This window comes from Spirosoma arcticum (assembly GCF_054779955.1).
In genome coordinates, this window is the sequence record NZ_BAAGXG010000003.1 from 25,175 (window position 1) to 37,243 (window position 12,069).

At 51.7% G+C, this 12,069-nt stretch carries 11 protein-coding genes; 3 read left to right on the forward strand and 8 right to left on the reverse strand.

What is annotated here, in order from left to right; all coding sequences use genetic code 11:
• Positions 1–86: 86 nt before the first annotated feature.
• Positions 87–1,364 (reverse strand): alpha/beta hydrolase, encoded by a 1,278-nt coding sequence (locus tag ACYVHB_RS07375; RefSeq protein WP_461051057.1) that lies wholly within the window; start codon positions 1,362–1,364, stop codon positions 87–89.
• 359 nt (positions 1,365–1,723) lie between these two features.
• On the opposite strand from ACYVHB_RS07375, the gene ACYVHB_RS07380 reads away from it, so the two are divergent.
• The gene (locus ACYVHB_RS07380; RefSeq protein ID WP_461051058.1) at positions 1,724–2,185 is read left to right on the forward strand and encodes a GNAT family N-acetyltransferase; all 462 of its coding nucleotides are present in this window, start codon (positions 1,724–1,726) and stop codon (positions 2,183–2,185) included.
• Between the two features lie 20 nt (positions 2,186–2,205).
• Here the strand turns inward: ACYVHB_RS07380 and ACYVHB_RS07385 are convergent, their stop codons facing one another.
• Positions 2,206–2,607, reverse strand: a complete 402-nt coding sequence (locus ACYVHB_RS07385; RefSeq protein ID WP_461051059.1) for a hypothetical protein — start codon at positions 2,605–2,607, stop codon at positions 2,206–2,208.
• A gap of 43 nt (positions 2,608–2,650) precedes the next feature.
• Positions 2,651–3,295, reverse strand: a complete 645-nt coding sequence (nudK, locus tag ACYVHB_RS07390; RefSeq protein ID WP_461051060.1) for a GDP-mannose pyrophosphatase NudK — start codon at positions 3,293–3,295, stop codon at positions 2,651–2,653.
• Positions 3,296–3,349: 54 nt separating this feature from the next.
• Between nudK and ACYVHB_RS07395 the strand changes: the two genes are divergently transcribed.
• Positions 3,350–4,108 carry a DeoR/GlpR family DNA-binding transcription regulator gene (locus ACYVHB_RS07395; RefSeq protein ID WP_461051061.1) on the forward strand — a complete coding sequence of 253 codons (759 nt, stop codon included), beginning with the start codon at positions 3,350–3,352 and terminating at the stop codon, positions 4,106–4,108.
• An 8-nt stretch (positions 4,109–4,116) separates the two neighbouring features.
• Here ACYVHB_RS07395 and ACYVHB_RS07400 read toward each other — a convergent pair whose 3' ends face one another.
• Positions 4,117–5,328 carry a DJ-1/PfpI family protein gene (locus tag ACYVHB_RS07400; protein ID WP_461051062.1) on the reverse strand — a complete coding sequence of 404 codons (1,212 nt, stop codon included), beginning with the start codon at positions 5,326–5,328 and terminating at the stop codon, positions 4,117–4,119.
• 66 nt (positions 5,329–5,394) lie between these two features.
• The gene (locus tag ACYVHB_RS07405) at positions 5,395–5,973 is read right to left on the reverse strand and encodes a Crp/Fnr family transcriptional regulator (RefSeq protein ID WP_461051063.1); all 579 of its coding nucleotides are present in this window, start codon (positions 5,971–5,973) and stop codon (positions 5,395–5,397) included.
• 95 nt (positions 5,974–6,068) lie between these two features.
• On the opposite strand from ACYVHB_RS07405, the gene ACYVHB_RS07410 reads away from it, so the two are divergent.
• Positions 6,069–6,236, forward strand: a complete 168-nt coding sequence (locus tag ACYVHB_RS07410; RefSeq protein ID WP_461051064.1) for a hypothetical protein — start codon at positions 6,069–6,071, stop codon at positions 6,234–6,236.
• Between the two features lie 12 nt (positions 6,237–6,248).
• Here ACYVHB_RS07410 and ACYVHB_RS07415 read toward each other — a convergent pair whose 3' ends face one another.
• The 3 genes from ACYVHB_RS07415 to ACYVHB_RS07425 all read right to left on the reverse strand — a co-directional run bounded on the left by ACYVHB_RS07415 (position 6,249) and on the right by ACYVHB_RS07425 (position 12,016).
• On the reverse strand, positions 6,249–7,976 hold the full coding sequence (locus ACYVHB_RS07415) for a ComEC/Rec2 family competence protein (RefSeq protein WP_461051065.1): 1,728 nt from the start codon (positions 7,974–7,976) through the stop codon (positions 6,249–6,251).
• Positions 7,977–8,006: 30 nt separating this feature from the next.
• Positions 8,007–10,070 (reverse strand): hypothetical protein, encoded by a 2,064-nt coding sequence (locus ACYVHB_RS07420; RefSeq protein WP_461051066.1) that lies wholly within the window; start codon positions 10,068–10,070, stop codon positions 8,007–8,009.
• 65 nt (positions 10,071–10,135) lie between these two features.
• Positions 10,136–12,016 (reverse strand): patatin-like phospholipase family protein, encoded by a 1,881-nt coding sequence (locus ACYVHB_RS07425; RefSeq protein ID WP_461051067.1) that lies wholly within the window; start codon positions 12,014–12,016, stop codon positions 10,136–10,138.
• Positions 12,017–12,069: the final 53 nt, after the last annotated feature.

Consider the following 12,069-nt stretch of genomic DNA (forward strand, 5'->3'; position numbering starts at 1 on the left):
AGTTTTAGTCTAAATCCAACGGGTCTGACGGCCGCCCCACTTATATAACCGCGTTGAAATAACTGATTATATCGCAAAGTAGACTGTTATTTTTTCGGCTTATCGGCGGGAGATGGGCGAGTGCTGATTTGGGCTTGTAAAGCCACTAATTTTTTTCGCGTTGCGGGCGTTTCTTTCAGCGAAAGCGCTTTCTGGAAATTGGCTATGGCACTGACTGTGTCTTTTTGGGCCACAAAGTAATCACCATACGAGTCATAGGCGTTGAAACTGGCTGGGTAATTCGCCACATTGAGTTTGAATAGACTTTCGGCTTTTTTAAACTTCTTTTCGGATACCATATACGAGCCCAGATCATTGACCAGACTTTCCGGTGGCTTCACCTTATAGCCCAACTGCCTGGTGGCGGCCGTAAAATGGGTTGTCAGTTTATCGGCTAACCGGGTATTGTCTTCCTCATAGTCTTGGTCGGTCAGCTTTAATCGGTAGGAATCAAAAATGAAATGGAGCGCGTCGTATTCTGTGATGAGTGGCACGGAGCTATGGTCATCGAGGCCGTAGTATTTCCCCTGGTAGCGTAAGCCGGTTTGTCCATTGGCTTTTAGTAAGCGATCCAGGGCTAAGATGGAGCGGATGTGTTTAGTAGAGCCACTCGTATCCGCCTGTACCCGTAAGGTATCCATCTCCGGCTCCATCGTATTGGCGATACCGACAAACAGGACTTTCTCCGCATACGTCTGGCTGGCTATGACCTCCTTAGCGGTATTGAGCAGCTTTTGATTCGCCCACCACATACTCGGGTCGATGGCCACGTAGGCGTTGAACAGGTTTGGGTGATGAATCAACGTATTGATGACCAGCAGCCCAGCCAGCGAATGCCCGATGAATACTTTGTAGGGCTCAGTGGGATATAGGGAGTCAATGTAAGGAATCAGTTCGCGTTCGATGAAGGCGGTGAATTTCTCCCCTCCGCCCGAGTTCTTCAGTCTTGTACTGTCGGCAGCCGATGGAATCATTCCGCCCCCCGGTGTGGGAGTCAGATCCCGCAGCCGGTTGGTATTGGGAATTCCCACCACGATCATCTCCGGGCAAATCGTGTTGCCATTGACGGTGCTTAGTTGGTGGATCATCCCCACCACCGACGGAAAGTGGCTATCGCCATCCAGCAGATAGACGACCGGATACCGTCGTTTGGATGATGTTTCCTGTCTATAACTGTCTGGGACATGCACCCATATTTTACGTTTCTCGTTGAGGATTTTCGAAGACAGGCTGTCAATCTGACCGATGACAATTTGCTTGGTAGATTGGGATCGTGTTAGCAGGGGTAAGAGGACAGACAGGGTAAGTAGAAACCATTTTTTCATAGAATTCAGGGAAGAGGATGATTGATGGCGTAAAAGGGCACAAGTCAACGCATAAAAGACGCAAAACTAATTGTAAGGACGATATGGGTTAAGTACAACCGTTTATTTTACAGTAAGTTAGCGCTATTCATAGACGTGTTGTATGACCAGCTACAGTTTAGCTAAAGTACAAAAAACGTTAAACTAACTACGCATGATTATTAGTCTCTGTGATCGCTACTTTTCGTAAACTACTAACAATCAATAAAAATAGATAAATGATTTTCTTAACGTAATTCTTTACCATCCGCGGCCGCGGTCCGTTTACTTTAATAAGCCGCTCTGTACTATGTAGCCCCACTCAACAAAGTAGTAGAATCATGAAATCAGAACTTACATTTCGCTTAGCAACGGAGGACGACTTAATTGCCATTATTCAACTGCTGGCCGACGATTCGTTGGGCGCAATAAGAGAAAAGATAGAAATACCGCTTCCGGCGACTTATTTACAGGCGTTCGCCCGAATCAAAAAAGATAGCAATCAGGAGTTGACCGTTGTCGAAATTGGTAAAGAAATCGTCGGCACGTTTCACCTGACATTCATTCAATATCTGACGCATCAGGGTCGGCTGCGGGCGCAGATCGAAGCGGTGCGGGTCAGTTCAGCCCATCGCGGGAAAGGAATCGGCACGCAACTATTTAGCTACGCCATTGCCAGAGCGAAACAAAAAGGTTGTTACGTCGTGCAATTGACAACCGACAAGCAACGGCCGAGAGCGATACAATTTTATGAAACGCTAGGCTTTGTTGCCACGCACGAAGGCATGAAACTGACGTTGTAACCAGCCAATTCCCAATTCGCTCATTTTGGCGCTTGTTCCACTTTGGGCCTGAGCGTGCCCCGGGCGATGGGTTCTGGTTTGGATTTGGGCGTGGCGAAGCGCAACAAGGTCGCCGTTGGGAATTCCTCTTTGGGTGGTTTAATAATCACCAATTGGTAAGAACGGGTGCCGATAACCAGATTGTAATAAGTCATCTCGCCGGACTCCTGCGCCAGGCCCCAATTGGCTACCGGCTCCTTTGCCAGCAACGTTTTGTCCTCCTCCGACAACGCAGTGAAAACCGTGTCGGGCAGAAAGCGTTTGGCCGTGATGTCCTCAATTACCGAAACGACCGAGGGGGATGTAGTCGACGCGGGCTTGGTTTGGGCTGCGGCTGACATTCCCGTCAGCAATACAGCCAGTAAGGTCAGTAATCGGTTCATAGTTTCGTGCCAGACGATGCCGGGCCATGTAGTCAGGGTTGTACTACTGAGTGAAACTATGGTCGTGCTGGAACTGTTCAGGTCGATTGACCGGGCTGGCAGTAAGTTGTTGCAAACGCAGGTGCTGCAGCAGCATAATTGTTTTTCCATCCATGATCTCCCCACTCTGCATCATGGATAGTGCCTCGCTAAACGGAAGCTCTAAAATTTCAATTTCTTCTTCGTCAATGCCGCCCCCGGCGTTGCGTTCGGTATCGGCGGTGTATTCGGCGAGGTAAAAAAACAGCTTTTCCGTCACCGAGCCGGGACTCATGTAGGCTTCCATCACCTTTTGCACCGACTGAATGCGGTAGCCGGTTTCCTCTTCCGTTTCGCGCAAAATGGCCGTTTGCGGGTCGTCGTTGTCGAGCAGACCGGCGCAGGCTTCGATTAACATTCCCGACTCCGGTCCCCCACTGCGGTTGCCGTTGACGAACGTGGGCAGTCGGAACTGCCGCGTGAGGATGACGGTGTCGGTCTGCGGATTGTGGAGCAAAATCGTCGCGCCATTACCCCGGTCGTAGGCTTCGCGCTGTTGGGTTGTCCACTTTCCGTTTTTGCCGAGGTAGTTGAACGTGTACCGTTTCAGCACGTACCAATTGTCGGAAAGCAGTTTCTCCTCTGTTATTTGCACTTGTTCTGTAGTCATCTTGTTCAAAATTGATTGATTTTGTTTATTTTTGAACAAAAGAACAGATTCACGATGAATTTCCAAAATAGGAAGCAACTTATTTTACGAACGGTCGACGATCGAGGCTCGGTCGATGTGCAGGAACTGGCTGACTTACTGCAAACGTCGGCGATGACTGTCCGGCGCGATTTGATACAATTAGCCGCGTCGGGATTGCTGTACCGAACGCGGGGGGGAGCCATGAAAATTAGTTTGGCGACGGCGACGGATAACCACCGGTTTGCCAACAAAGCGGCCGTTAACGCCGAACGGAAAGATTACATCTGCCAGATAGCCGCCGGAGAAATTCAAGAGGGCGACGTTATTTTTATGGATTGTGGCAGCACGGTGTTTCGACTGTGCCCCTTCATCCGCCACAAACGCATCACTGTGGTCACGAATTCGTTGCCTGTGGTGGCCGAATTGATGGCCTCGGAGGTGTCGATAAATTTGGTAGGGGGTGAAGTAGACAAAGACCGGCATGCCATTCACGGACTCATGGCCGAAGAACACATGACCCGCTACCGCGCCAACCGGGCGTTCATTGGTGTGGACGGCATTTCGTTGCAAAACGGCCTGAGTGCCAACAGCGAGCGCGAAGCCAGCACGGCCGTGGCTATGGCCCGGCAATCCGACAAAACGTATTTGCTCTGCGACTCCTCGAAGTTAGAAACCGAAAAATACCTCTGTTTTGCGTCCCTAAGCCTGTTCGACGTGCTGATTACCGACGACAAAGCCAAACCCGAAACGGTGACGGCTTACCGGCAGGCGGGCGTTAATGTCTTGAATTGATACCGCCGTCAGTTCTGTTTAGGTGCTGTTGTTGTCAACCCCTGATTATAATCCAGCAGTAATGCTACTACGCGGGCATACTTAGCACCGTATTGTTGCGTCAGTTGATCCAAAAGCCTATCAATAATGTAGGTCTTACCTGTTTTGTACCAGATTACGTTCTTGACTGCCACAACGCTTATTTGTCCGGCTACATTGCTGGTAACGGAGTTAGCGGCTGGAACGTGAAGTTCATCGAGGTCGGCCGACAGTTTGTCACCGGTTGGCAGCAAAACTAAACCGTGTTCGCTGACAATCGGCCCCTGATCCAGCGTAAATGACTGAATCGACGCCGGAAAACTACGATGGTAGGTGTCCAACACAGCGGCTACATCCAGTTCGTTCACCCCGTCACGCACCAGAACACCGATGTGTCGATTCTTACCGAACAAAATTTTTCGAGCGATGAGCCATTTTTCTGTATTGGTGATTTTATCATTAACATGGACTAACCGAAACGCGGACGACGGATAGCAAATCTGTTGCATAGCCTTTTGCATGACTTGCTGATTAAGTAAATGATCTATCAACAACAACGACCCTTCTACCGCACTCGACACACCCGCCGTGCTGAAAAATCGACCGTCTTGAGTTACACTAACGCCTTTAGTCCACTTCATCCGTGGAAATTGACGTTCGTTGACAGAAAGGTTATAGGCGTGGGTTGTAATCCGTTTACCATCGAACAGGCCCGTTTCAGCCGCCACCCTCGACCCCTCACAAATCGACATGAACAAGGTCTGTTCAGATTGTTGCGTCTGAATCCAGGCTGCAATTTGATCTACACTATCAGACAAAGCTGGTATCACTATCGCGTCCGGCTTTATTGTTTGAGCCGAATCTAACTGGTGAAACGTATAATGTGGTAGTATAAACAGCCCTTTCCGTAAGAGAATTGGCTTAGAGTCAGAGGCTACTATGTACACGTTAAGCTGGCCTGTTCCACTCAGAATGGCGAATGGAGCCATCAGATCAAAGATTTCAGTACCTCGGTTGTCAGCCAGAATAAAGACTGTTTTATAATTGGAGTGGTGCGCCGGTAGACTCAGCGGCCCATAGCTACTAACGGGAGGGGGATGATACCGATGAAACTCGCGGTAAGGGCTACAGGCGTGGAAGAGCATGGCTCCCCCGGTTACCAATAAAAAGATCAATAGTAAAGCGCGTTTGCGAACAAGCATTGGATTACAGAAACGGGTAGACTGCAAACTTATCTACCTGACAAGTACCGACGTGAGGACATTTGTCTATATTTTCTGCACCATTAACCTTCGGCGTATACGACTTAAATGACGAGGGGTGCTGTTCAGCATAGATGCCAGATAGCGGAGTGGCACCCGATGCAGTAAGTTAGGGTATTCACGAGCGAGGTTCACGTACCGGGCTTCAGCCGTTTGTACAACCGACTCATGAACTCGTTTCTCCATAACTACGTAGTATTGCTCAATCTGTCGACACCACCCCTCCCGCACCGATTCGTAGCGAGCGTATAAGGCATCAAAATCGCGTTTATCGAGAATATACACAACACTCGCTTCCAGTGCTTGTATATTCTCAACAGTAGGCGTTTGATTAATGAAGCTGCCTAACGAAGATACAAATGATCCTTCAGCCGAAATCCAGCGGGTGACCTCGTCCTTCGGTGACTCGTAATAATGCCGAAACAGGCCGGACTCAATAAATGTAAGTTGGCGGCAGACGTCACCGGCCTGCAAGACATGTTGACCCCGCTTTATAGCCCTGACCTGGAATAAAAGAGTAACTCGCTGCCTTAAATCAGCATCAAGCCTAAACCCCTGCTTTAATAGTGCGTCTAATTGGGTCATACATACTGCTCTGGCAGATTTACTAATACATCAACCGGTTGTTTTCTCAAAAATAGCCTCTTCCTGCACAAATACCGATTTTACATAGGGTAGATTTGGATAGGCACCGGGGCAACCTGCTGTGCGACTCCTCGAAGTTAGAAACCGAAAAATACCTCTGTTTTGCGCCCCTAAGCCTGTTCGACGTGCTGATTACCGACGACAAAGCCAAACCCGAAACGGTGGCAGCCTACCGGCAAGCGGGGGTGCTTGTAATGAATTGATTATACGATTCGCTAAACCACCGACGTCCCGCCCAACAGCGAAAACGTGCATTCTACATACAGCTCAGCTCGAACGGTGGTACGGATAGTACCACCGTTTTCGTCACCGGCGACGGTGAATAAATCGGTATGCTGCTGAAGCAGACGCGGATTTTTGGGGTCGTCGGAGGACACGTAAGTTATGGAGCGCCGATTAAATTCGTCAATGAGTTTTTCGTACGGAATGGGCCAGTCATTGTCGGTGGCCGTCTGTTTTGATACCGGAATCAGCGCAATCAGATCATCGCGACTCATCAAATCAAGCCCCTGCCGCCTGGGCGTGGCATTGTGGCTGCCGTGGTGACTGACCTTATAAAGAACCGTGCGACTAAGCAAATCCTCCACCGTCACGATACGGCGGGATTCAGTAGCCGTTTTTTCAATCTTCCATTCGTATTTTTTCGCGAACCACGACCGCCAGTTGCCATACTGCGCGTCGCCGGGAAAAAGCAGCACTTGCTTCGTCTGGTCAAGTTCAATAGCCAGCACCAAACTGGTGTTGTTGGTGTGTGAGTTCATGTTGAGCGCCAGCGACTGCGAAGCCCGGAGCCACTCGTGGTCGATTCGGCGCTTTTGATTCCCAGCCAGGCCAATGTCATTCGCTTTATCACCCAAAAAATACGTCTCGTACACGGCGCAGGTTTTCAGGTAACTGAGTCGTTTTAACGTAGCAGCCCGGTCCCGCGCCGGTATTTTTAGTCCGTCGAGAACGGCTTCGGGCGTGTCAGGATTCGCCTGTTCAAACGAAACGGGGCAGAAATAATCGTCATCGAACGGCGAATTGCTGATCCATGACTGATAGTCCGTCCCGAAGTCAGAGAACGCCGATGCAAACGAATACATGTCGCCGACCATGTTGGCATTCAGGTACAGTTCGCCTTCTCGCTGCGACTCGTTCTGGCGCAGAAAAGCGTGGTCTTCGGGTGGGCCAAGCACGTAGAACTGAACACCGGGATCGTTTCCCACGTGCGCATCTTCCACCGGGAAGCCGCTGATTCGCTGGTTGGGTTTGAGATACTCAACTTTTTCGGCTTTCTGTTTGAGCCAGTCGAGCGCAGCTTTGTTGAACGAGCGGGATTTTGGCGCGGCAGCCGGTTGGGTGTCCATCGCCCGTTCGTGCCCGTTCACGCCCGGAGTAGATGGCACCTGCTGCGGGCTGACTAACGGGTTTGGAACCTGAGTTGATTCAGGGAATTCGTCTTCGCTGCCTTCTTCCAGTTCGAGCAGGTGGCGCGTCAGTTTACTCAACTCAGTCAAACCCAGCGCAGTGGCCTGACCGTTCATGCGCTGCAACTGATCGTTGGCCATCTGAAGCGAATCAACGGCCCGGTCGTACTGCTGAGCCAGATCCCGTGCCAACTGGTTGTTTTCAATGTCTTCCGTCCAGGCCAGCCATAGCCGCTTGATGGTCAGATTTTTCAGAATGCCCTCCCGTCGTTTTCGGTAAAAGCCCGACAGGTGATCTTTGTGCTGGTGGGTGATTACCAATAAATCAAGCTGCCCGCCGGTCTCGTCCATTATATTTTGGGCAATGTCGTCCATGCAGTTCTTGTCGTCGCGCCAGACGCCGTAATCAATCAGCATGTGCTTTTTTTTGATCGTCTGCCCGCCCGCCCGGTACGAAAAGGTCAGCAGAAAACAGTCACCGAAACCCTGACAGTACATTCTGACCCGGACCGAATCAAGCGTTGGCGCATTCATAAGTTCTGTGTTTAACGGATTGACTTCATTTTAGCGCTCATGCAATGCAGCAAATGGTTCGGCTACCTGATGATTCCGCGAGGGCGCGTTGAAGGGCGAGCTTTCGGGAGCGAGTTCAACCTTTTTCAGTCGCTCCATAAACTTGTCGAGCCGGACTTTGTCACGGGTGGCTTTGGCCATAACCTTGAGCGTCAGGCGATCCATATCCAGCACCAGCGTACAACCGCTTCTGAATTCGGGCACATCGGCCGCCGGTTTGTCGGGGTCAACAATCCGGCACGTTTGCACTAAGGTGAGAATGACCTGATTCAGAATGACGTTGTCCGGCCCCACGCGCTGTGAGCGGTGCAGCGAGTGAACCTCAAACGATGGGCAATAGTAGTGCTTCTCCTCGCCCTGCACGTTTTTTTCAGTATAGATTTTCATTTCAATCTGCAATAAACGGTCGGGCTGACCCGGCTCCGATGGAAGGATGCGTTTTACGACCAGGGCATTTTCGATTGGATAGTCCATCTCCGGCATCGACAGCGTTAACTCGGTGATGTGTTCCAGCATCCGGCGCTCCTGCTCGTCGGCCTGGTGCACCAGCCGGTGCAGTTCTTCTTTGGCAATTAGTGTCAGTTGAAATAAATCGCGCCGGGAGTGATCATTACTGGCTTCGTTGAAATACAGCCGGAGCCGCTCCCGCAACCGAATCAGCAGATTTGGCGACCCGGCGGTTTGATCCGTTTGTCGGGGCGTAAATAAATCGGTTAGTTCTTCGGCCAGATACGTCGTGTAGGAAAGATTTTCTTCCGAAAGCGTTCGGATACCGTCCGGGTAGATGCCCCGCCGTTTGAACGACTCAATAAAAGCCACCCGGTAGCCCAGCGGGTCGTTCGGGACCAGATCGAGATCAGCCGTAACAATGGCCCGCAGGAAGTCGCCGAACGTTACGTAAACCGGGGGGCAGTAGTCCAGTGCCCGAATCAACATGGACAGAAAGTGCCGGGCGGTGCGGGAGGCTTCATACGCCAGCCGCGTTACCAGGTCGGGATGGATATTGCCCTGCGGCAGAACGCCCGTGCCATTCGTCGCAATTCGGAAGAGGTCGGCTACGCGCTTCCGGTAGACGTTCAAAAAGGCAGAAAAGACCGTTGCTACCAGGATACTACCGCGCTGGTGTGGTTTCATGACGGTTTTGTAAGCGCTGGCGTTCGGCTCCAGCGGCACCCAGTCGCCCGACTCATTGGTGTGACCGATGGCATCGCGCAGGGCACCATAATTACCAATGGCAAAGCCAAACTGCTGGGCCAATTGACCCAGCAAGTGTTCATTCTCCAGTTCACCCCGGGATTTGGCAATCTGATATTCGAGCGCTTCGGGGAAGGTAAAGTGCTGAAACAAAGCGACCAAATCGGAAAAAGCTTCGTGGAGCGCCGTCGTATCGGGGTGATAGGCATACACAAACCGCTTGCGTAACCCGTCGATCAGCGCGTGGGTAACTTCGTGAGCCACAATATCGTGCGACAAACAAGTGAACACCAGGCTACCCGGCATGAGCAGCGTTTCATCGCTGGGGCGGGCCGGAAAATAACCGAACAGCAGGGCTTTTTTGTCGGGACTGTAGTAGGCATTGGCCTGCCGAACGGCGTGGGGATAGATGCGCAGCCGCTGCACGAACCGCTCACGCTCGTAGGTCCGCGTTTCGTCTTTCTCTTCGTAGTTGATGGATGACCAGAACGCTTTCCGGCCCAGCGCTTTCTCAAAATTCTGGATGGTCGTCATCACCACCGCGTACACCATTTGCTGGTGAAACTGCGGATTACTCTCCGAGGGCGGCAGGCCATCCTGGGCCAGCACGGCCGGATCGTTTAAGTTTACGGGCAGGTAAAAGGCACGGCTGGAGGGGTCCGCGTCGATCACCTCCACGTATTCGCCAATCGGCCCCGGCTCCAGTTCTTCCCATTTCACCTGAAACGTTGCCCGGTTGACCAGGATCGCATCAAGGCTGATCGACAGGCTGGGGTCGTAGGCATAGCCCCTCAGTTTACGCACCAACGGGCGCAGGGCCGGGTTCAGCGGGGGCGGGTGAGGTTTTGCCGTCGCTTCCATGCTTTAAACTATTGATTAGTAGATTATTGATGTCAGCTTGAGTTGCACAAACCAATCGTCACGGATTAATTCTGTAGTTGTGAGTGCGTGTGCAGCCAGAGCGGGTCTTGCTGAAACCGATCCCAATCAGTTAGTAACTGCGTTTTGAGCTGTTGCACCGACTGCTTCACGTCGTCGGTGAGCCGACCGTAACCCTTCTCTTCCTGCTCCAAGCGAAACAGGTACTTAATCAGGTTGTAACAAGTCGTAAACTGGCCCGTGGCAATTACGGCGTCCAAATGATCCTGATGCGCTTCATCGAACCAGAGCGTGGTGTCCATCAGCCGGGCTTTTTCGGCCAGGGCAGCTAATGCGGGCAACGGAGTCAGGCGGATTTTTTCTGGGCCACGCCAGTCCGGCTTTTCCGGTTTCGTTTCTTTCTTGGGTGTGTCCTTCGTATCGGTGTCTTTGTTAAGAGGTGCCTCGCGGTTTGGCTGATCACCTTCGCTGAGGTCATAGATGAAGTTAGCAACCCGCCGAAACTGCCAGGCCGGGTCTTCGTACAGTTGGGTATAATCAGCCCGGCGAATGCGTTTTAGAAACAGATCACTCGCCAGAATTACTACCGACTGAATTCGTTCGCTGAGCATTCCGACGAGGGTGCCAAGTGGAAGGTTAGCCAGGAAACTCAACAGGGGCCGGATGCCTTTATCCGACAGTAGGGGTGATTTGGCCGTAAACGTTTTAACCGATTGAGTCGCTTTTCGCTCCGCCTGTCCGGCCAGCCAATCGAGCAGGCTAATGAGTAGTGAGGGAACGATGAACAAAGCTCCGGTTACTTTCAGCCAGACGTTTGTTGCCAGAATGACCAGCAGTAAACTGACCACAAAGGCAAAAAGTCCCAGCAGGAACAAGCGATTAGTCAACCGCCGAACGCCCTTCCAGACACCGGGTACGGTCATTTGCTGCCAGGGTTTCCCGGCCGTTGGCTGGCCCGGCACAAAGGGCGGAATGTATTGGTTCGATACGTCGGTGACGATCACTATGGTGAAGCAGGCACCCACTTTCGTGCGTCGGCGGTCGGCTTCCAGCATACTGCCGATGGCCTGATTATCCACGATGCCGCCGTCCATCAGTCCGAACGTTCGTTTAGGATAGTTTTTGCCTATTTCCACCGGTGGGCGTTCGGGGAAGTGGATGGCCCGTTGCAGCACGTCTTTGGGTAACTGATCGTGCGCAAAATCGTCAGGAAACCGCATGGGTTCAAAACCCGCCGGGAAGCACGACGAAGCAGCAATGATGTCGCCAATCTTAATTTTTTTAGCCGCATCAATGCCTTTTGCCTGAAAATTGAGGTATTTGTTACCGATCAAATTAGTCATGCCCGTCTGCCGGGTCTGAAACCGAAAGGGCAAACCCTGGTAAAATTCGGTAGTGTTGAAACACATTTCCTGAACGGGAACGGCCGGATTGCTGGTAAAAAAGTCACCCAGCGTAAGGCCTTCTAATTGCTGATCGTACACCTTCGCGAAGGCGTTAATCAAATTTCGGCGCTTTCCATCGACTGGCCAGGCGGTATCGTCGGCGAGCAGTTTGGAAACGGCCTGTACCGTTTTTGTTCCGGTCAAGAACTCGGTCATTGTTTGGTAATAGCCGCCAAATGGCTGGTTGTCGAACAGCGCTTTGCGGTAAAATGCCGTTGCCAGCGAACCACCCGACGCGCTGGCTAAGTACGTTACCTGCGCCAACAAGGGCTTCTGATCAAACTGCGCGTGATTCAGGTACGAGAGAGTACCAAGCATATAAGCAGCGGCCCGAAAACCGCCCCCCGACGCGGCAACCGCGATATTGGTGAAGGGTTGGGTTGGATACAGGACGTGGGCCGGGTTGTTGGGTAACCACTCAAAAAAGCTTGGGATTGACACGGGGGGTAACTCGTCAGGGCGCGGTTCAACGGGGGTGTTCATAACAAAAGAGGATAGCGGTCAAACGTACTCAGAGCGAGCCAGTTAGTCAAACT